Origin of the sequence: Streptomyces sp. NPDC046915 (assembly GCF_040644935.1) — a bacterium.
In the GTDB taxonomy this organism is placed as follows: Bacteria; Actinomycetota; Actinomycetes; order Streptomycetales; family Streptomycetaceae; genus Streptomyces.
This window is the reverse complement of record NZ_JBEYXB010000034.1, coordinates 32,822-52,322: the sequence shown is the minus strand read 5'-3', so window position 1 is coordinate 52,322 and position 19,501 is coordinate 32,822. Positions and strand designations below refer to the sequence as shown.

At 72.3% G+C, this 19,501-nt stretch carries 22 protein-coding genes; 15 read left to right on the top strand and 7 right to left on the bottom strand.

The window, feature by feature from the left end:
- Positions 1-186: 186 nt before the first annotated feature.
- The 7 genes from mshB to ABZ915_RS45220 all read left to right on the top strand — a co-directional run bounded on the left by mshB (position 187) and on the right by ABZ915_RS45220 (position 7,647).
- On the top strand, positions 187-1,059 hold the full coding sequence (mshB, locus tag ABZ915_RS45250; RefSeq protein ID WP_361816189.1) for an N-acetyl-1-D-myo-inositol-2-amino-2-deoxy-alpha-D-glucopyranoside deacetylase: 873 nt from the start codon (positions 187-189) through the stop codon (positions 1,057-1,059).
- Positions 1,056-1,472 (top strand): DUF6113 family protein, encoded by a 417-nt coding sequence (locus ABZ915_RS45245; RefSeq protein WP_361816186.1) that lies wholly within the window; start codon positions 1,056-1,058, stop codon positions 1,470-1,472. The genes mshB and ABZ915_RS45245 overlap by 4 nt, the downstream gene beginning before the upstream one ends.
- Before the next feature lie 158 nt (positions 1,473-1,630).
- On the top strand, positions 1,631-4,021 hold the full coding sequence (locus tag ABZ915_RS45240) for a hypothetical protein (RefSeq protein WP_361816183.1): 2,391 nt from the start codon (positions 1,631-1,633) through the stop codon (positions 4,019-4,021).
- 143 nt (positions 4,022-4,164) lie between these two features.
- Positions 4,165-5,097, top strand: coding sequence for an ABC transporter ATP-binding protein (locus ABZ915_RS45235; RefSeq protein ID WP_361816181.1), 933 nt, complete (start codon positions 4,165-4,167; stop codon positions 5,095-5,097).
- Positions 5,094-5,834: an ABC transporter permease gene (locus ABZ915_RS45230; protein WP_361816178.1), complete on the top strand. Its 741-nt coding sequence runs from the start codon at positions 5,094-5,096 to the stop codon at positions 5,832-5,834. The genes ABZ915_RS45235 and ABZ915_RS45230 overlap by 4 nt, the downstream gene beginning before the upstream one ends.
- 5 nt (positions 5,835-5,839) lie before the next feature.
- Positions 5,840-7,036, top strand: coding sequence for a histidine kinase (locus tag ABZ915_RS45225; RefSeq protein ID WP_361816255.1), 1,197 nt, complete (start codon positions 5,840-5,842; stop codon positions 7,034-7,036).
- A complete protein-coding gene (locus ABZ915_RS45220) occupies positions 7,033-7,647 on the top strand; it encodes a response regulator transcription factor (protein ID WP_361816176.1) in 615 nt (204 codons plus the stop codon). Before ABZ915_RS45225 ends, ABZ915_RS45220 begins: the two co-directional genes overlap by 4 nt.
- 17 nt (positions 7,648-7,664) lie before the next feature.
- Here ABZ915_RS45220 and ABZ915_RS45215 read toward each other — a convergent pair whose 3' ends face one another.
- Positions 7,665-8,516 carry a transglutaminase-like domain-containing protein gene (locus ABZ915_RS45215; RefSeq protein ID WP_361816173.1) on the bottom strand — a complete coding sequence of 284 codons (852 nt, stop codon included), beginning with the start codon at positions 8,514-8,516 and terminating at the stop codon, positions 7,665-7,667.
- A gap of 16 nt (positions 8,517-8,532) precedes the next feature.
- Positions 8,533-9,561: a GNAT family N-acetyltransferase gene (locus tag ABZ915_RS45210; protein WP_361816170.1), complete on the bottom strand. Its 1,029-nt coding sequence runs from the start codon at positions 9,559-9,561 to the stop codon at positions 8,533-8,535.
- 140 nt (positions 9,562-9,701) lie between these two features.
- Here ABZ915_RS45210 and fdxA point away from each other — a divergent pair, with 140 nt between their 5' ends.
- Both fdxA and ABZ915_RS45200 read left to right on the top strand, forming a co-directional pair.
- Positions 9,702-10,022 carry a ferredoxin gene (gene fdxA / locus ABZ915_RS45205; RefSeq protein ID WP_018561461.1) on the top strand — a complete coding sequence of 107 codons (321 nt, stop codon included), beginning with the start codon at positions 9,702-9,704 and terminating at the stop codon, positions 10,020-10,022.
- 112 nt (positions 10,023-10,134) lie between these two features.
- Entirely contained in the window at positions 10,135-11,256 is a 1,122-nt protein-coding gene (locus tag ABZ915_RS45200) for a bifunctional succinyldiaminopimelate transaminase/glutamate-prephenate aminotransferase (protein ID WP_361816167.1), read from the top strand.
- Positions 11,257-11,351: 95 nt separating this feature from the next.
- On the opposite strand, the gene ABZ915_RS45195 is transcribed toward ABZ915_RS45200, so the two are convergent.
- Together ABZ915_RS45195 and ABZ915_RS45190 are read right to left on the bottom strand one after the other, a co-directional pair.
- The gene (locus tag ABZ915_RS45195; RefSeq protein WP_361816165.1) at positions 11,352-11,858 is read right to left on the bottom strand and encodes an ATP-binding protein; all 507 of its coding nucleotides are present in this window, start codon (positions 11,856-11,858) and stop codon (positions 11,352-11,354) included.
- A gap of 281 nt (positions 11,859-12,139) precedes the next feature.
- On the bottom strand, positions 12,140-13,141 hold the full coding sequence (locus ABZ915_RS45190; RefSeq protein ID WP_361816162.1) for a heavy metal transporter: 1,002 nt from the start codon (positions 13,139-13,141) through the stop codon (positions 12,140-12,142).
- Positions 13,142-13,210: 69 nt separating this feature from the next.
- Between ABZ915_RS45190 and dapE the strand changes: the two genes are divergently transcribed.
- Entirely contained in the window at positions 13,211-14,290 is a 1,080-nt protein-coding gene (gene dapE, locus ABZ915_RS45185) for a succinyl-diaminopimelate desuccinylase (protein WP_361816159.1), read from the top strand.
- Positions 14,291-14,393: 103 nt separating this feature from the next.
- Positions 14,394-15,152 carry a TIGR00730 family Rossman fold protein gene (locus ABZ915_RS45180; protein WP_361816157.1) on the top strand — a complete coding sequence of 253 codons (759 nt, stop codon included), beginning with the start codon at positions 14,394-14,396 and terminating at the stop codon, positions 15,150-15,152.
- A gap of 169 nt (positions 15,153-15,321) precedes the next feature.
- On the opposite strand, the gene folP is transcribed toward ABZ915_RS45180, so the two are convergent.
- Positions 15,322-16,182 (bottom strand): dihydropteroate synthase, encoded by an 861-nt coding sequence (gene folP, locus ABZ915_RS45175; RefSeq protein ID WP_361816154.1) that lies wholly within the window; start codon positions 16,180-16,182, stop codon positions 15,322-15,324.
- A 140-nt stretch (positions 16,183-16,322) separates the two neighbouring features.
- Between folP and ABZ915_RS45170 the strand changes: the two genes are divergently transcribed.
- Together ABZ915_RS45170 and ABZ915_RS45165 are read left to right on the top strand one after the other, a co-directional pair.
- Complete coding sequence (locus tag ABZ915_RS45170; RefSeq protein WP_361816151.1) at positions 16,323-16,673, top strand: DivIVA domain-containing protein; 351 nt, start codon at positions 16,323-16,325, stop codon at positions 16,671-16,673.
- On the top strand, positions 16,670-17,254 hold the full coding sequence (locus tag ABZ915_RS45165) for a DNA-3-methyladenine glycosylase I (protein ID WP_361816149.1): 585 nt from the start codon (positions 16,670-16,672) through the stop codon (positions 17,252-17,254). Before ABZ915_RS45170 ends, ABZ915_RS45165 begins: the two co-directional genes overlap by 4 nt.
- A 42-nt stretch (positions 17,255-17,296) precedes the next feature.
- Here ABZ915_RS45165 and ABZ915_RS45160 read toward each other — a convergent pair whose 3' ends face one another.
- The gene (locus tag ABZ915_RS45160) at positions 17,297-18,100 is read right to left on the bottom strand and encodes an enoyl-CoA hydratase-related protein (protein WP_361816146.1); all 804 of its coding nucleotides are present in this window, start codon (positions 18,098-18,100) and stop codon (positions 17,297-17,299) included.
- Positions 18,101-18,166: 66 nt separating this feature from the next.
- On the opposite strand from ABZ915_RS45160, the gene ABZ915_RS45155 reads away from it, so the two are divergent.
- Both ABZ915_RS45155 and ABZ915_RS45150 read left to right on the top strand, forming a co-directional pair.
- The gene (locus tag ABZ915_RS45155) at positions 18,167-18,331 is read left to right on the top strand and encodes a hypothetical protein (protein ID WP_361816143.1); all 165 of its coding nucleotides are present in this window, start codon (positions 18,167-18,169) and stop codon (positions 18,329-18,331) included.
- A gap of 143 nt (positions 18,332-18,474) precedes the next feature.
- Positions 18,475-18,642, top strand: coding sequence for a DUF3117 domain-containing protein (locus tag ABZ915_RS45150; protein WP_018544333.1), 168 nt, complete (start codon positions 18,475-18,477; stop codon positions 18,640-18,642).
- Positions 18,643-18,828: 186 nt separating this feature from the next.
- Here the strand turns inward: ABZ915_RS45150 and ABZ915_RS45145 are convergent, their stop codons facing one another.
- Positions 18,829-19,479: an O-methyltransferase gene (locus tag ABZ915_RS45145; RefSeq protein WP_361816140.1), complete on the bottom strand. Its 651-nt coding sequence runs from the start codon at positions 19,477-19,479 to the stop codon at positions 18,829-18,831.
- Between the last annotated feature and the right edge of the window lie 22 nt (positions 19,480-19,501).

The following is a 19,501-nucleotide window of genomic DNA, read 5'->3' as shown; positions in this document are numbered from 1 at the left end:
GCCGGGCAACCAGCGGAGGGTCACCGTACGCAACTGCGTAGTCACGCATCACGGTATGCGTCACCAGCCACTCTGAGTGACGTGAATCAGGAAATCGGCGGCCTCCAGCGGCGGCACCCGGTCGACGCGGCGGAGGTGGCGGCCGGGGACGCGGGGTCGGGGGCGAGGAACTCGTAGGCTGGGCCCATGACGGAACTGCCCGATCGGCGTCTGCTGCTGGTGCACGCGCACCCGGACGACGAGTCGATCAACAACGGCGCGACCATGGCCGCGTACGCGGCCCGGGGTGCCCGGGTGACGTTGGTCACCTGCACGCTCGGGGAACGCGGTGAGGTCATTCCGCCCGAGCTGCGGCATCTGACCGGTGCCGCCCTCGGTGAGTACCGGCTGCGTGAGCTGGCCGCCGCGATGGGTGAGCTGGGCGTCGCGGACTTCCGGCTGCTCGGCGGCGCGGGGCGCTACGGGGACTCCGGGATGATGGGCATTCCGGACAATGACGACCCCGCTTGTTTCTGGCGGGCCGATCTCGACGAGGCCGCCGGACATCTCGTCCAGGTGATCCTCGAGGTCCGCCCCCAGGTCCTCGTCACCTACGACGAGAACGGGGGGTACGGCCACCCCGACCACATCCAGGCCCACCGCGTCGCCATGAGGGCCGTGGAGCTGGCCGCCGAGGCGGGCCGGCGGGTCCCCAAGGTCTACTGGAACCGGGTTCCGCGTCCCGTCGCCGAGGCCGCCTTCGGCCGGCTGGCCGATGATCTGCCCGGTCTGCCCTTCGCGAAGGCCGCTGCCGTGGACGACGTGCCCGGCGTGGTCGAGGAGGAGCGGATCACCACCGCGATCGACGGCAGTGCCCACGCCGCCGCCAAGGCCGCCGCGATGCGCGCGCACGCCACCCAGATCGAGGTCGCCGAGCCCTACTTCGCGCTCTCCAACGAGCTGGCGCAGCCCCTGTTCACCACCGAGTACTACGAGTTGGTGAGCGGTGAGCGACCGGACGCCGTCGGGCAATCCGGGCGCGAGACCGATCTGTTCGCCGGGATCGAGGAGACGTCATGAGCGGGGCAGACCGGGGCTCGATGCTCGCGCAGCCGTTGCGGCGTCCCTCGGGCGGACGGATCGCCGCCCTTCTGGGGCTGTTCGTGCTCGGTGTGGTGGTCGCCATGGCCGGGGCCCTGGTGCAGGCCGGCTGGTTCCCGGGCGGGCTGCTGCTCGCCCTGGCGGGCGCCGCCGGGCTGTTCCTCGGAGGGGCGTACGCGATGGGCAGTCGCGCCGGGGCGGTCGCGCCGGTGGTCGGCTGGATCGTTACCGTCATCTTCCTCACCGCCAGCCGTCCCGAAGGGGATTTCCTGTTCGGCGCGGGTGGCGGTTCCTATCTGTTCCTGCTCGGCGGCATGGCCCTCGCTGTGATCTGCGCCACCCTTGCGCCCGGACGGCAACCTGGGGCCGGTGCCGCCCGACTTGGCAAGTGACGTACCACTTCGCCATGCGGCGCGCGTGCGAGTCCGGTGTGGGTTTCCCCAGCGGTCGTGGGATAAGCGCCAGAAGTGGCCAGTATGGTGGTGCGCGCCGCCGAGTCGCCCGAGAGAGGTCGTAACGCGGGCGGCGGAGCCAACCGGGAGAACCTGCCTTGAGTCGTGAAACTGACACTCCGTCCTCCGGGCCCAACGGGCGCGGCGGAGCCGCATACCCCTCGGGCACGCCGCCGTACGGGACCCCCATGGTTTCCGACGACGGTGCGGACGCGGGCCGTTCGGCCGCGCAGCCGGAGGAACGCAAGACCGAGACCACGCTGACGACCCGCATCCGGATCAACATCCCCGGATCGCGGCCCATCCCGCCGGTCGTGATGCGCACGCCCGTCGCGACGGACACCGAGAGCGTGGCCGACGACGCGGGCGCGGACCCGCAGCCCGCGGCCCCCACCGCGACCTCCACGGGCACCGTGGAGCCCCCCGCCGAGCCCGCCGCGCCGGGCGAGGAGAAGACCAGCGACTGGTTCGCGCCCCGCAAGTCCGGCGCGCCCAAGGGCGGTCCGGGCGGCGGCGGCACGAACGGCGCCGGTCTGCCCGGCGGTTCCGCCGCGGGTGCCGCCGCGACGCCGGGCGCCGCCACGACGCCGGGCGCGGGAGCCGCGGGCGGTACGCGTCCGAACGGTTCCGGGGCTTCGGGCGCCACGCGTCCGGGTGGCTCCGGCACCTCGGGCGGTACGCGTCCGGGCGCGGGGCGTCCCGGTGGTGTGGTCGGCTCTATGAGCGTGCCGGGCGCGTCCCGGTCCGGCGGGACGAACGGCGCGGGCCTTCCCGGCGCCACCGGCGGTCCCGTCGCCCCCGGGCACGGCGGCGGCACCGGATCGTTCGACGTCACCGAGGCGCTGGCCGCGGGCCCACTGGGCAACGGCAACGGCAAGGGCAACGGTCCCCGCCCCGGCGGCGACGAGCCACGCCGCGACGAACTGCCGTACTTCGCGGACAACGGCCGCGGCGGTCCGAACACCCAGGGCGGCCCGGCCGGGCCCGGCGGCCCCAGCAACTTCAACGGCCAGGGCGGCCGAGGCGGCGCCGGCGGACCGCAGGGCCCCGCGGGCCCCACCAGTGGCCCGGTCACCGGCGACGGCCCGCTGGCCCTGCCCGTCGGCGCCGCCCCGGGCGGTCCGAGTGCTCCGGGTGGACCGGCCGGACCGGGTGGCCTTGGCGACATCGGTCTGGACCCCGGTATGGCGTTCGACGCCCCGGGCGGTTTCGGCGGCCCTGGCGCCACCGGCGCCCCCGGTGCCCCCCGTACGCGTCCCGGCACGGGCCCGGTCCCGGGCCGCGGTCCCGGCGGCGGCCTGAGCGACGACACCGCCGTCCTCACCCCGCAGAAGCCCGCCCCCGAGGGCACCCCCGGCTACGCTTCCCCGGCGGACAACGTCTCCGGGCACACCGTCACCAGCGGCATCCCGGTCGTCCCGCCGGGCTCGGGGTCCCCGTTCGGGCCGGGCACGCCTGCCGACGGGCCGCTGGCGCACACGCCGCCCAAGCTGCCCGAGCCGGTCGCGCAGAACGTGCCGGAGACCAAGCCCAAGAAGGCCAAGAAGAAGGGCCGCAGCAAGCTGGTGCTGCTCGGCGGCGGTGTGGTCATGGTCGCCGGTGTCGCCTACGGCGCCGGGCTGCTGATGAACCACTCCGACGTGCCCAAGGGCACCACCGTGCTCGGCGTCGAGATCGGCGGCGGCACCCGTGACGAAGCCGTCAAGAAGCTCGACGACGCCTTCGGCGACCGGGTGAACAAGCCGCTGAAGCTGTCGGTGGGCGGCAAGACGGTCTCCCTCACGCCGGACCAGGCGGGCCTCCAGTTCGACTTCCAGTCCACGGTCGGCTCGGCGGCGAAGAGCGACTACAACCCCGTCTCCGTGATCGGGTCGCTCTTCGGCCAGAAGCGGGTCGTCGAGCCCGCGATGCCGGTCGACGAGGAGAAGCTCCAGGCGGCCCTGGAGGGCGTCGGCGGCGGCTCCGGCTCGGTCACCGAGGGCACGATCGAGTTCAAGTCCGGCAAGGCCGTCGCGGTCTACGGCAAGGCCGGCAAGGCCGTCGACGCCGCCCGGTCCACGGAGGCCGTCAAGGAGGCCTACCGCACGGCGGTGGAGACCGGCACCGGCACTCCGGTGACCGTGCCGACGACCACCAAGCAGCCGACGGTCTCCAACGCCGAGGTCGACCGCGAGATGAAGAAGTTCGCGGAGCCGGCGATGTCGGCCAACGCGACGGTGCAGACGGACGCCGCGCACTCGGTCCCGATGAGCCCGCAGAACTCGCTGTGGAAATTCCTCAGGGTGACGCCGGTCAACGGCAAGCTGGTCGACAAGCCCGACCTGGCCGCCCTGAAGAAGCTGTACGGCCAGACGTTCGACGGCGTGCTGATCACCCGGGCCAACGGCAAGAAGACCCCCCTCACGCCGGAAGAGGTCTACATCAACCTGCGCACCGCGCTGATGAGCAAGACCAACCGGATCGCGGTCATCGACACGAATCCGAGCTGAGCGGGCCCGACGCGGAGGGGGCGCCCGGTGATCACCGGGCGCCCCCTCTTGTCATGTCATGCCCTTCGCATGACATCTGTCATCCGGCACTCAGGACCGCCGACACTGACGACGACCCGGGCCCTGAAGCCAGCATGTACGTCATGACAACGACAGCGGCGACCACCACCCCGGTGGTCGGGTTCGATCAGGTGAGCAAGACGTACGGGAGCACACGGGCCGTGGACGGGCTCTCGCTCCAGCTCCACCCGGGCGAGACCGTGGCCCTGCTGGGCCCGAACGGTGCCGGCAAGTCCACCACCCTCGACCTGCTGCTCGGCCTCAAGCAGGCCGACGGCGGCACGGTGAGCGTCTTCGGCACCAGCCCGCGCGAGGCGATCGTCGCCGGACGCGTGGGCGCCATGCTCCAGAGCGGCGGGCTGATGGACGAGGTCACCGTCGCCGAGCTGGTCAAGCTCGCCTGCGATCTGCACCCGAAGCCGTACAAGGTCGCCGACGTGCTCGCCCGCGCGGGCATCGCCCAGATCGCCGACCGCAAGGTCAACAAGCTCTCCGGCGGCCAGGCCCAGCGCGTCCGCTTCGCCCTCGCCACGGCCGGCGACAGCGACCTGATCGTCCTGGACGAGCCGACCACCGGCATGGACGTCTCCGCCCGCCAGGCCTTCTGGGCCACCATGCGCGAGCAGGCCGACCAGGGGCGGACCGTGCTGTTCGCCACGCACTACCTCGAAGAGGCCGACGCCATCGCCGACCGCGTGCTCGTCCTGCACCGGGGCCGGCTGCTGGCCGACGGCACCGCCGCCGAGATCAAGGCCAAGGCGGGAGCCCGCCGCGTCTCCTTCGACCTGGAGGGCGAGATCGACGAGACCGCGCTGCGCGGCCTGCCGTTCCTCGCCACGATCGGCATATCGGGCCAGACGGTCCGCATCCAGTCCACCGACGCCGACGCCACCGTGCACGCCCTGTACGGCCTCGGTGTCTACCCCCGCAACCTCGAAGTCGCCGGGCTCGGGCTCGAGCAGGCCTTCGTCGCCATCACGGAGGCCGAGGAGGCCAAGGAGGTCACGCAGTCGTGAACAGTCTCATCAAGCTGGAGCTCGCGCGCTCCCTGCGCAACCGCAAGTTCCTGTTCTTCTCGGTGATCTACCCCTCGGCCCTGTTCCTGCTCATCGCGGGCAACGCCGACAGCCACACCAAGATCGACGGCACCGGTCTGACCGTGCCGACCTACATGATGGTCTCCATGGCGTCCTTCGGCGCCCTGACCGCCGTCCTCATGGGCAACAGCGAGCGCATCGCCAAGGAGCGCGAGAGCGGCTGGGTACGGCAGCTGCGGCTGACCACGCTGCCCGGGCGCGGTTACGTGCTCGCCAAGACCGCGAGCGCCGCCGTGGTCAGCCTGCCGTCCATCGTCATCGTGTTCGTCGTCGCCGCGGCCGTGAAGGACGTACGCCTCGACGCCTGGCAGTGGCTGGCGCTCACCGGCTCCATCTGGGCCGGCAGCCTGGTCTTCGCCGCGCTCGGCGTGGCCATCGGCTACCTCGCCACCGGGGACGCGGTCCGCCCGATCACGATGATCACCTACTTCGGCCTGTCGATGCTCGGCGGCCTGTGGATGCCCTCGACGACCTTCCCGCAGTGGCTCCAGGACATCGCCAAGTGGCTCCCCACGCACGCGTACGCTGCTCTGGGACGGGCGATCGAGCAGAGTCAGGCCCCGCATGCCCAGGACATCGCCATCCTCGCCGTGTTCTTCCTCCTCTTCGCGGGCAGCGCGGCCTGGCTGTACCGGAAGGACACGCTGAAGGCGTGAGCGTCATGATGGAAGACCTGCGGGCCGCCGACGAGGCCCGGACAGAGCGGCTGATGCGCATGGGGGAGGCGCCCCGCAACAGGAGCGAGCTCGTGCGCAAACTGGTGTGGATCGTGCCCTGGCTGTTCTTCCTCGCCGGCCCGGTGAGCGACCTGACCGGGGGCCACCACACCACCGGCGCCACCGTGGCCGGCTGGGCGGGGTTCGTCTCCTTCACCGGGATCTATCTGGCCGTGGTCTTCCGCAACATGGGGCGCCCCTTCCGCGGCCCGTTGGTCGGGGCCCTGGTGGCCGTGCTCTTCGCACTGGCCGTCGTCCTGTCCCTCACGCTGGGTGACAACTGGCTCGGCCTGTTCGTGTACGTCTCGGTCACCTGCGGGGCGACCCTCCCGCTGCGCGTGGCGTACTGGACGATCCCGACGACCACCGTCGCGATGATCCTGGTCGGGCTGCACGTCGGTCAGGAGACGGCCTGGGGCCTGTTCCTCGTCGTGCTGCTCGTCGGCTACTCCATGAGCGGCGTACGCCAACTCGTCCACACGACCGTGGAGTTGCGCAAGGCCCGGGCCACCGTCGCCCAGCTCGCCGCCAACGAGGAACGGCTCCGCCTCGCCCGTGACCTGCACGACCTGCTCGGCCACTCGCTCTCCCTGATCACGCTCAAGAGCGAACTGGCGGGCCGTATGCTCCCCGACCACCCCGACAAGGCGGCCCAGCAGGTCGCCGACATCGAACAGGTCAGCCGTCAGGCCCTGGTCGACGTCCGCGAGGCGGTCACCGGCTACCGCCGCCCCCGGCTGGCCGCCGAACTCGCCGGCGCCCAGGTCGCCCTGACCGCCGCCGGGGTCGCCGCCGAGGTGCCCGCCGAACCGGACCTCGCCGGCGTCCCCGAGGAGGCCGAGGCCACCCTCGCCTGGGCGCTGCGCGAGGCGGTCACCAACGTCGTGCGGCACAGCGGCGCCGGCCGCTGCACGGTGGAGGTGCTGCGCCGCCAGACCCTGGACGGCCCCGTCCTCGAACTCGCCGTCGAGGACGACGGATCGGGCGGCTCCGGCAAGGGTCCCGGCAACGGCCTGACCGGTCTGACCGAACGTCTGGAGAAGGTCGGCGGCACCCTGGAGGCGGGCCGCGTCAGGCTCGGTTTCCGGCTGGTCGCCCGCGTGCCCACGGCCACCGCGGCCGACGTAGGATCCGGTGCATGAGCAGTACGATCAAGGTCCTCCTCGCCGAGGACCAGTCGATGGTCCGGGAGGCGCTGGCCGCCCTGCTCGGCCTCGAGGACGACATCGACGTCGTCGTCCAGGTGTCACGCGGGGACGAGGTGCTGGCCGCCGCCCGCGAGCACGGCGTGGACGTCGCCCTGCTCGACATAGAGATGCCGGGCTGCACCGGTATCGAGGCCGCCGCGCAGGTCCACAAGGAGCTGCCCGCGGTCAAGCTGGTCGTGCTCACCACCTTCGGCCGCCCCGGCTATCTGCGCAGCGCCATGGAGGCGGGCGCCGACGCCTTCCTCGTCAAGGACGCCCCCGCGTCCCAACTCGCCGAAGCCGTACGCAAGGTGCTGGCCGGCGAGCGCGTCATCGACCCCGTACTCGCCGCGGCGGCCCTGGCCGAGGGCGCCAACCCCCTCACCGACCGCGAACGCGAGGTCCTCCGCGCCGCCGCCGACGGCTCCACCAACGCCGAACTGGCGGCCGCCCTGCACCTGTCCCAGGGGACGGTACGCAACTACCTCTCGACGGCGATCCAGAAGCTCGCGGTCAGAAACCGGGCGGAGGCGGTACGGATCGCGAGGGAGAAGGGCTGGCTCTGACCCCGTGACCCGCGGCACTAGTTGAGCATCGCCCGGGCCGCGTGGGCCTGCCGTCGTACCCGGTCCGCGGTCGCCTCGTCGACCACCTCCACCAGCTCGGCGTACGCGTCGAGTTCGGACGCGCCCCCGACGAAGTCCCCGCGCTGCACGAGCAGCTGCGCCCGGTCGTAGCGCAACCGGGCCGGATGGTGCGGCAGCAGCAGTGACAGCTCCACGCCCCACAGCGCCACGTCCGACCGCTCGGGCCGGGCCGCGGCCCACGCCCGGACGTTGTTCAGGATCCGCACCATCACGTCCAGCGGATCGGCCGGCTCCAGCATCTCCGGGACCGGCGGAGCCCCCGTAGCCCCGACGACGAGCAACTCCGTGTCCGACCCCGTCAGCACCCGTCCCCCGTCGAACGGATCGGCGAGCACCTGCTCCGCCGCCGCACCGAACCCCACCACGAAGTGCCCGGGCAGCGCGACCCCGTACACCGGCGCGCCGGCCCGCCGGGCGACCTCCATCCACACCACCGACAGCAGGATCGGCAGCCCGCGCCGCCGCCGCAGCACCTCGTGCAGCAGCGACGACTCCAGCCGCTGGTAGTCCGCGGCGCAGCCCCGGAACCCGTACCGGTCGCCGAGCAGATCACAGAGCGCCGTGGCCCACGCGTGCGGCCCGCCGGGCCGGAACGGCAGCTCGCCCGCGAGCCGGTCCAGCTCCATCTGCGCGGCGTCGATGCCGGCCTCGTCGAGGGAGCCGTCCGCCTGCGCGGCGAGCAGCAGACACAGCGCCGACAGGTCGGGCCGCTCGGACCGTGCCTCCTCGGCGAACCGCTGGCGCAGCTCGGCGGAGCGTTCCGGGGGTGGGGGGCAAGGGGGACGCATGACCGGCACCTGCCCCTCAGACGGACCGGTAGTGGTGGTAGGCGTGGTGCGCCGAGAAGCCCATACCGGCGTACAGCGCCCGCGCCCCCTCGTTGTCCGTCTCGACCTGGAGCCAGGCCGCCGAGGCGCCCTCGTCCAGGGCCCGGCGGGCGAGGGCGGCCATCACGACGCCGGCCAGCCCGCGACGCCGCTCGGCCGGGTCGACCTCGACCGCGGCGAACCCGGCCCACCGCCCGTCCACGACACACCGGCCGATGGCGAGCGGCTCGCCGCCCCCCTCCCGGGGGACGGTCGCGAACCACACCGACGGCCCTCCCCCACTCTCGGCTTCGCCCGAGCGGGGGGACCCGCATCCCAACACCGTCAGGGCCACCTCACTCACCCCTTTGCGCTGATACCGCGCCAGCCACGCCTCGTCCGCCGTCCGGGCCAGCAGCACCCCGGTGCCCTCGGCCCGGTCGGCGACCGGTGCCAGCGCGCCGATCCACAGCTCGGCGGTCACCTCGCGCTCCCAGCCGCGCCGCTCCAGCTCCGCGCAGAGCAGCTCCTGTGTGCCCTCGGCGCCGGTCGCGGTCTGGATGTACGCGGGGAGTCCGCGCTCGCCGTACCAGCGTCGTACGGCCGCGAGGGCTTCGTCGAGAGGCAGCCCGGGATCGCCGAGCGGCAGCACACTGTTGGCCCTCCGCGTGAACCCGCCGGCGGCCCGCAGCTCCCACTCGCCCAGCCGCTCGCTCTCCACCGGCCGCCACGCCCGGGACGCGACGTGCGCGAGTTCCGCGTAGGAGGCCGCGGGGCCGCGCCGACGCGCCGGAGCGGCCGGCACCACCTTGCCCGCCACCAGCGCGGATTCCGGGATCCGGACACTCCGGCCGTCCCGCTGTGTGATCAGCAGCACGCCGTTGTCCCATGATGTGAGAACACCCACCGTGTCGGTGAACTTCTCTGTCGGCGCTTCAACCTCGCTCAAGCGTCGCACCGAGACCCGTTTTCCCACGTCAGCAGCGGTGATGCGGACTTCGAAGCGCCCGGCGGCCGAGATTTCCACAGGTCAGTTCACCCCTCCTGTTCGGATCATGCCCAAGAACGGAGATACTAGGGGCGGGCATCGACGACGCCGCGCTCCCGCGCGCCAGGCGGCGGAGCCTGAGGAGGCCCGCCGGCGCCCTATCGAGGAGGAACGACAGCGTGACCTACGTCATCGCGCAGCCTTGTGTCGACGTCAAGGACAAGGCGTGCATCGAGGAGTGCCCGGTCGACTGCATCTACGAGGGCCAGCGGTCCTTGTACATCCACCCGGACGAATGCGTCGACTGTGGTGCCTGTGAGCCGGTCTGCCCGGTCGAGGCGATCTTCTACGAGGACGACACTCCGGAGGAGTGGAAGGACTACTACAAGGCGAACGTCGAGTTCTTCGACGAGCTCGGCTCCCCTGGCGGTGCCAGCAAGCTGGGTCTGATCGAGCGGGACCACCCCTTCATCGCCGCGCTGCCGCCGCAGGGCGAGTAACCCCGTAAGCGGCCCGCATCCGCGCCGCCTCGGTCCCGTACGGCCTGATCGCCCCGATCACGGCCCTACGGGACCGAGGCGTTTGCCGTACCGAAGAAAGTGAGCCAGACCCGTGTCCGCAGTCTCCGACCGCCTCCCGACCTTCCCCTGGGACAAGCTGGAGCCCTACAAGAAGACGGCCGCCGCGCACCCCGACGGCATCGTCGACCTGTCCGTGGGCACCCCGGTCGACCCGGTCCCCGAGATCGTCCAGAAGGCCCTGATCGCCGCGGCCGACTCCCCGGGCTATCCGACGGTCTGGGGCACCCCGGCGCTGCGCGACGCCATCACGGGCTGGCTGGAGCGCCGTCTCGGCGCCCGCGAGGTCACCCACCGCCACGTCCTGCCGATCGTGGGCTCCAAGGAGCTGGTGGCCTGGCTCCCGACCCAGCTGGGCCTCGGCCCCGGCGACAAGGTCGCCTTCCCCCGTCTGGCCTACCCGACCTACGAGGTCGGCGCCCGGCTCGCCCGAGCGGAGTACGAGGCCTACACGCTGACACCAGGCGCTGACGCGCCGGGCCCCACCGAGCTGGACCCCGAGGGCCTGAAGCTCCTCTGGCTGAACTCGCCGTCCAACCCCACCGGCCAGGTGCTGGCCAAGGACGAGCTGACCCGGATCGTCGCCTGGGCCCGTGAGCACGGCGTGCTGCTGGTGTCCGACGAGTGCTACCTGGAGCTGGGCTGGGAGGCCGACCCGGTCTCGGTGCTGCACCCGGACGTGAACGGCGGCTCCTACGAGGGCATCGTGGCCGTCCACTCGCTCTCCAAGCGCTCCAACCTGGCGGGCTACCGCGCGGCCTTCCTGGCCGGCGATCCGGCCGTCCTGGGCCCGCTCCTGGAGATCCGCAAGCACGGCGGCATGATGACCTCCGCGCCCACCCAGGCGGCGGCCGTGGCCGCGCTGGGCGACGACACCCATGTGCACGAGCAGCGCGAGCGCTACGCCGCCCGCCGCACCGCCCTGCGTGACGCCCTCCTCGCCCACGGCTTCCGCATCGAACACAGCGAGGCCAGCCTCTACCTGTGGGCCACCCGCGACGAGTCCTGCTGGTCCACGGTCGCCCACCTGGCCGAGCGGGGCATCCTCGTCGCGCCGGGCGACTTCTACGGTCCGGCGGGTGAGAAGTACGTCCGCGTGGCGTTCACGGCCACGGACGAGCGCGTGGCGGCGGCGGTACGAAGGCTGGCCGAGTAGCCGGCCCGGCCGCGCCGCCGACGTACGCACGCGAAGGCGGCGGGGCCCAGGACGTTCCCTGGGACCCCGCCGCCGGAGGCGAGTCGCGGCCGGGCTCAGCCGCCCAGCGCCACACCCTTGGTGGCCGGCAGCGAGGACGTCGGCAGTCCGCCCTTGGTCGGCAGTCCCTTCGTCGGCAGCCCACCCTTGGTCGGCAGTCCGCCCTTGGCGAGAGCGTCCGTGGGCAGCCCGCCCTTCGTGGCCGATGCGGCAGTGTCACCGAGGACACCGCCGGCGGCTCCCGCCAAGTCCCCGGCGGTCTTCTGCGCGGCCGGCGTCGCCTGCTTCAGGGCCTTGCCGCCGGTCTTGCCCGCGGCCGGCACCGCCTTCTTGACCGCCTGGCTGCCGGACTCACCCGCGACCCCGGTGACGTGCTGCGTGGTGCTGTCGACGGCGTTGCCGGCGTTGGCCCCGTCCAATGCGGTCAGCCCGCCGAGGTTCGGCGTGGTGGCGGGCAGGCTCGTGGCCGCGCCGGCAGAGCCGGCCGCACCGACCCCGGCGGCCGCTCCCGCTGCGACGAGCAGCGCGGCACGGGCGATCCGGCGGGTCAGGGGGAGGGACATGATGCTCCTTCGACGGGAGGGAACTGATCGTCCGGACTCGGACGCAGTGACTACCGCACGAGTCCCCTGAAGGTTGCGGAGGCCGAAGGTAAAGAATTGGCAACGCATCGCATTATCTGCTGTGGGTGAAAACGGGCAAAAAGTACTCGTCCGGGCATCCCGCAGAATCCTTACGGCCCTGATGCCCCAAGGGATCGAGGGCCCCCGAAGGCGACCGCGAAAACCTGCGCACCCCGCATTCCCGACCCGTGCCGCGTAACCCCGGCGAGTGAGTGCCCGTACTACTGCCCGGTCACGATCCGCACGGCACTCGCGGACGCCTCGGCCCCCTTGGTGCCCGTCGACTCGGTGCTGCGCCACTGGCTGTCCGTGCTCCCGGCGGCCCACTGCCGCCCGGCGTACGACACCTGTTCGATGTGCAGGGCGGAGGAGTTGGCCACCGCCCAGTGCGCCAGCTGCCAGCCGCGCTCCGTCTCGGTCCGCTTCGTCCGCGGCTTCGTCCGCGTGTCGCCCGTCGGCGCGTCGTCGGCGGGCACCGGCACGGTCACGGTCCGCCCGTGGGCCTCGGCGGTCACGCTCGGGGACGGCGTCGCCGGCTTCCTGCCGCTCACCTCGGCGCCGGCCTCCTCGAAGGCGTCGCGCCCGAAGTCCCGTACCAGCGCGGCCCGTACCGCGTCCGGGCCGGTGGCCGCGAGCTGGGTCTCAGGCCGCCCGTCGCAGGTCAGCGTGGCCGCGGCCGTCCCGGTCAGGGCGGCGGCGAGCAGGGTGGCGTCCGGCTCGTGCTTGGCGTACGCCTCCGGGAAGCCGCTGCGCTGCACGCGCTGCGCGGCCACGGTGAGCGGCAGCTTCGTGTAGCCGGGGACCTTGTCCAGATGCTCGTAGAAGATGCCCGCCGCGTACGTCGGGTCCATGATCTGCTTCCCGGTGCCCCAGCCCTGCGAGGGCCGTTGCTGGAACAGGCCCAGCGAATCCCGGTCGCCGTGCTCGATGTTGCGCAGCCCTGACTCCTGGAGCGCGGTCGCCAGCGCGATGGCCACCGCTCTCTCGGGCATGTCGCGCCCGGTGCCGACGGCGGCGATCGTCGCCGCGTTCACCGCCTGTTCGGGGGTGAACTGGTACGACGCCCCGTCCTCCTCGGACGAGACGACCTTGCAGCCCGGACTGCTGCCTGCGGTGATGTACTGCACCACGAGGTAGCCGGTGACGGCCAGCAGTACCAAGAAGGCCGCCCCGAAACGGAAGAGGCGGCCGCGGCGTTTGGGAGTGGGGGGCGGCTCTGACACGCGTTGAGGGTACTGGAGCCCGCCGCGGTCCCCACCCGGGGTGCCCGATGGCAGGTTAGGGTCGACGACATGGCCGACAGCACCCTTGACCTGACTGTGGACGCCGCCGAGCTCACCGCGCGGCTGGTCGACTTCCCCTCGGAGAGCGGCACCGAGAAGCCGCTCGCGGACGCGATCGAGGCCGCGCTGCGGGCCCTGCCGCATCTGACGGTCGACCGGTACGGCAACAACGTGATCGCCCGTACGGACCTCGGCCGGCCGGAGCGGGTGATCCTGGCGGGCCACATCGACACGGTTCCGATCGCCGGCAACGTGCCCTCCCGGCTGGACGACGACGGTGTCCTGTGGGGCTGCGGCACCTGCGACATGAAGTCGGGCGTCGCGGTCCAGCTCCGCATCGCGGCGACGGTCCCGGCCCCCAACCGCGACCTCACCTTCGTCTTCTACGACAACGAGGAGGTCGCCGCCGACCTGAACGGCCTCAAGCACGTGTCTCAGGCCCACCCGGAGTGGCTCGCGGGCGACTTCGCGGTGCTGCTGGAGCCGTCGGACGGGCAGGTCGAGGGCGGCTGCCAGGGCACCCTGCGGGTCCTGCTCAGGACCAAGGGGGAGCGGGCCCACTCCGCGCGCGGCTGGATGGGCTCCAACGCGATCCACGCGGCGGCCCCCATCCTGGCCCGCCTGGCCTCCTACGAGCCGCGCTACCCGGTCATCGACGGCCTGGAGTACCGCGAGGGCCTGAACGCGGTGGGCATCGGCGGCGGTGTGGCCGGCAACGTCATCCCCGACGAGTGCGTGGTCACGGTCAACTTCCGCTTCGCGCCCGACCGTACGGAGGAGGAGGCCGTGGCGCACGTCCGCGAGGTCTTCGCCGGCTGCGGTGTCGAGGAGTTCGTGGTGGACGACCTCAGCGGCGGGGCGCTGCCGGGGCTGTCCCACCCGGCGGCGGTGGAGTTCATCGAGGCGGTGGGCGGCACCCCGCAGCCCAAGTACGGCTGGACGGACGTCTCCCGCTTCTCGGCCCTGGGTGTCCCCGCGGTCAACTACGGTCCCGGAAATCCGCATTTGGCACACAAACGGGATGAAAGGGTCGAAACATCCAAGATCCTTTTGGCCGAGGAACGCCTGCGGGGCTGGCTCACCCGGTGACGGCCCGCGACGGCGTTCGTGGCGGACATGCTCACGTCCCCCGTCCGTAACCCCCGGCGATCTAGGCTGAGGCGGAACGACCCTGCAAGTGGAGGGAGCGCACATGGCTACTGGCAACCCCGAGGGCAAGAAGCAGCCACCGGAGGAGCAGCGGCTGGGGCCGGTTCTGAGGCGGCGCGGCCAGGTGACCGCGAGCACGACGGACCAGCGGCTGCTGGACGAGCGCGCCCCCACCGACTGGGTGCACACCGACCCGTGGCGGGTCCTGCGCATCCAGTCGGAGTTCATCGAGGGCTTCGGCACCCTCGCTGAACTCCCGCCTGCCATCAGTGTGTTCGGCTCGGCGCGGACGCCCGTCGACTCACCCGAGTACGACGCCGGAGTACGCCTCGGCCGCGGCCTGGTCCAGGCGGGCTGGGCGGTCATCACGGGTGGCGGCCCGGGAGCCATGGAGGCGGCCAACAAGGGTGCCAGCGAGGCGGGAGGGACCTCGGTCGGCCTCGGCATCGAGCTGCCCTTCGAGCAGGGCCTCAACCCCTACGTCGACATCGGGCTCAACTTCCGGTACTTCTTCGTCCGCAAGATGATGTTCGTCAAGTACGCCCAGGGCTTCGTGGTCCTCCCCGGCGGCCTCGGCACCCTCGACGAACTCTTCGAGGCCCTCACCCTCGTCCAGACCCAGAAGGTCACCCGCTTCCCCATCGTCCTCTTCGGCAGCGACTACTGGGGCGGCCTCGTCTCCTGGCTCCGGAAGACCGTCGTGGCCCAGGGCAAGGCAGCGGAGAAGGACCTGCTCCTCTTCCACGTCACGGACGAGGTGGACGAGGCGGTAGCCCTGGTGTCGAAGGAGGCGGGCCGCTAGCACGGGCCGCTCGCGCGGGGCGGGGTCCTCTTGTCAGCCCGTCCGGCGTTTGAGGACGAGGCCGTTCAGGCCGATGGGGGGGGGTCCAGGGGGCGCAGCCCCCTGGCGGGGTCGAAGGGGCGGAGCCCCTGGGGACGGGAAGGGCAGGGGCGGCGGGGGCGAGGAAAGGCTAGGCCAGCCCCCGCCGGGTCGCCGCCGGCGGGCGGTGGCCCGCGATGGACGCCACCATGTCCAGCACCTGCCGCGTCTCCGCCACCTCGTGCACCCGGTACACCTGCGCCCCCAGCCACGCCGACACGGCGGTGGTCGCCAGCGTCCCCACCACCCGCTCCTTGACCGGCCGGTCCAGCGTCTCCCCGACGAAGTCCTTGTTCGACAGCGACACCAGCACGGGCCAGCCCGTGTCGACCATCTCCCCGAGCCGCCGCGTCGCCTCCAGGCTGTGCCGGGTGTTCTTCCCGAAGTCATGCCCGGGATCGATCAGCACCGACTCCCGCGGCACCCCGAGCGCGACCGCCCGCTCGGCCAGCCCCACCGTCACCCGCAGAATGTCCGCCATGACGTCGTCGTACGTCACCCGATGCGGCCGGGTACGCGGCTCGGCACCCCCCGCATGCGTACACACCAGCCCCACCCCGTACCGCGCGGCGACCTCGGCCAGCCCCGGATCCACCCCGCCCCACGCGTCGTTCAGCAGATCCGCCCCGGCCTCGCAGACCGCCTCCCCGACCTCGGCCCGCCAGGTGTCCACGCTGATGATCACGTCCGGGAAGCGACGCCGTACCTCCGCCACGAAGCCGACCGTCCGCCGTGCCTCCTCCCGCGCCGACACCTCCTCGCCGGGCCCGGCCTTCACCCCGCCGATGTCGATGATCGCGGCTCCCTCGGCCACCGCCCCCTCCACGCGCGCGAGAGCCGGCTCGTCCCGGAACGTGGCCCCCCGGTCGTAGAAGGAGTCCGGGGTCCGGTTGACGATCGCCATGATCACCCGCTCGTGCGGCCCGAATTCCCGCCTGCCCAGCCTGAGCATCCCCTGTGACCTCTCCTAGTACATACCGGTCAACGGCCGCCTGCGACCCTAACTGTCAGCCTCGCATGGCACGATCGGACCAAGACACTTCAGTAGTCGGTGTTCGACACCGAGCACACCGAGCGTGGGGACCCACAGCGATGGTTATGTTCTTGTTCCTGGTCGTCGCGCTCGCCGTCGTGGTCGCCGCGGTGACACTCGCCGTGGTGGGCGGCGGCGAGAGCGGTCCGCTGCCCGAGGCCGCGCCGGAACGCCTGGACGACCGGTTGCCGCCGGACCGCCCGGTCGGCCGCGCGGACGTGGAGAGTCTCCGTTTCCCGCTCGCCCCCCGCGGCTACCGCATGGCCGACGTGGACGACGCGCTCGGCCGCCTCGGCGCCGAACTCTCCGAGCGGGACTCCCGTATCGCCGACCTGGAGTCCGCGCTGGCCGGCGCCCGGGCCGCGGCCCACGCCGCGGCCGACAAGCCCGCGCAGGAGGGACAGCAGTGAGTGACGGCACCGCCCTCGCCGGCCCGGACGGCGTACTGCGCTGCCCCTGGGCCCTGTCCACCGCGGAGTACGTGACGTACCACGACGAGGAGTGGGGCCGCCCGGTCCACGGCGACGACGCCCTCTACGAGCGCCTCAGTCTGGAGGCCTTCCAGTCGGGCCTGTCCTGGATCACGATCCTGCGCCGCCGCCCCGGCTTCCGTGCCGCGTTCGCCGACTTCAAGATCGCCGCGGTGGCCGCCTTCACCGACGAGGACCGCGAACGCCTCCTCGCCGACGCCGGCATCATCCGCAACCGAGCCAAGATCGACGCGACGCTCGCCAACGCGCGCGTGCTCGCCGACTGGTCCCCGGGCGAGCTGGACGAGCTGATCTGGTCCCACGCTCCGGACCCGGCCGACCGCCCCGTCCCGAAGACCCTGTCCGACGTCCCGCCGGTCACCCCGGAGTCCACGGCCCTGTCCAAGGCGCTGAAGCAGCGGGGCCTGCGCTTCGTCGGCCCGACGACGGCGTACGCCCTGATGCAGGCGTGCGGGCTGGTGGACGACCACCTTCAGGAGTGCGCGGCGAGACGGGCCTGAGCGGCTGGGCGATCCCGCCGGGACCGCCCAGGCCCGGGGAACTCACCGGCCCAGGTACTTCGGCCTCTCCTTGTTCACGAAGGCCTGCACCGCGATCGCGTGGTCCTCGGACCGGCCGGCCCGCGTCTGGAGCTCGTCCTCCTTCTCGAGGGTCTCCTCGAGAGAGTGGGTGAGCCCGTAGGCCACGGCCTCCTTGAGCGCCGAGTACGCCACGGTCGGCCCCTCCGCCAGCGCCCGCGCCACCTTCTCCGCCTCGGCCCGCAGCTCACCGGCGGGCACGAGACGGTTGGCGATCCCCAGCTCGTACGCCTCCTGCGCGGAGATGCTGCGTGGGAAGAGCAGCAGGTCGGCCGCCCGGCCCGGGCCGACGACCCGCGGCAGGGTCCAGGAGATGCCGGAGTCGGCGGTCAGGGCCACGCCCGCGAAGGACGTGTTGAAGGCCGCCGTGTCCGCGACCACCCGGTAGTCGGCCGCGAGCGCGAAGCCGAAGCCCGCCCCCGCCGCGACCCCGTTGACCGCCGCGACCACCGGCTTGGGTGCGCCGGCCAGGGCCCGCACGATCGGGTTGTAGTGCTCCCGCACGGTGCTCATCGTCTGCCCCGACCCGGTCTCCCGGTCGGCGGCCAGCAGCCCGATGTGCTCCTTGAGGTCCTGCCCCACGCAGAACGCCCGGTCCCCGGCCGCGGTCAGCAGCACCGCCCGTACGGCGTCGTCGGAGACCGCCGCCTGTGCCGCGTCCCGGAGGGCGACCTTGGTCGCGATGTTCAGCGCGTTCATCGCCTCGGGGCGGTTCAGCGTGATCGTCGCGAGCCCGTCGCTGACCTCGTAGAGCACGGTGTCGGCCATGGCGTATCCCCTTCGGTGTCGCGGCTGGGACGTACCGATCGGTACGTCCCGTGTCTGAAGGACAGCATGGCCGAGATCATCGTCGGCGTATCGGAGCGGACGTGTGACCTGCGTCAAAGAATCCCGTTACGGATCCGGTCGGCGGATGTCCGTGCGGCTGCGCAGTATCGCAGTCACATCGCCGAATTGAGTGGTTTTGCTCGCGCGCGTTGCCCAAGCGATGCCTACTGATGTTGGTCATCGGGTCGTGAGATGCGGGATAATGGCTTGGAAGCAATGTGTTCGACGCCGGTGTCGCGTGTCCTGCCGGACCGCGCGTGCCCTCCCAGGGCCGTCGGCTGACGATGAGCTGGGTTTCAGGAAGGGGAACGAGCATGGCGGCCATGAAGCCGCGGACGGGTGACGGCCCGCTCGAGGTGACCAAGGAGGGGCGGGGCATCGTCATGCGCGTTCCGCTCGAAGGCGGCGGTCGGCTCGTCGTCGAGCTGACCCCCGACGAGGCCGAGGCGCTCGGCGACGCCCTGAAGAAGGTCGTCGTCTGACGCGCCAGCGACCCTGTCCTTACGGCTGCCCCGACACCGCCCCGGTGCCGGGGCAGCCGCGTTCCCGGATCTGCCCCGCCCCTCGCGTACCCGCGCGCACGGCCTTCACGCCTCCCGGGTGACCGGAGGGCCCGCACTATCCCGCGTGCGGGCTGCTCACCGATTGACCGCTCACCGATTGACCGCTCACCGTTTGACCGCGCACAGCAGCCCGTCGCCCACCGGCAGTAAGGACGGCACGAGTTCCTGGCTCTCCCGGACCGTGCGCAGCAGCTCCCGCAGGCGCAGCACCTCGGTGGGCTGCGGTCCCGAGTCCACCGTCCGGCCGTTGCCGAAGACGCCCTCGAAGACCACCACGCCGCCCGGACGCAGCAGACGCAACGATTCAGCGAGGTAGTCGAGGTACTCGAGGCGGTCACCGTCGCAGAAGACCAGGTCGTAGCCGGCGTCCGCGAGGCGGGGCAGTACGTCCAGGGCGCGGCCGGGGATGAAGCGGGCGCGGTTGCTGGCGAAGCCGCAGGCACGGAACGCCTGCCGGGCGAACTGCTGGTGCTCCGGCTCCGGGTCCACGGTGGTCAGCACGCCGTCGGGCCGCATCCCGTGCAGCAGATGGATCCCGGAGACGCCGGTACCGGTCCCGATCTCCGCCACCGCCTTGGCGGCCACGGTGGCGGCGAGCAACCGTAGCGCGGCGCCCGTGCCGGGCGACACCGAGCGCAGCCCAGCCTCCCGGGCCCGGTCGCGGGCCCAGTGCAGCGCGTCGTCCTCGGCGACAAAGGCGTCGGCGAACGCCCAGCTCGTCTGCCGGTTGCCGGTAATGGCCCTCTCCTGTCCCATGGTTGCCTGGGCGTGACTGTAT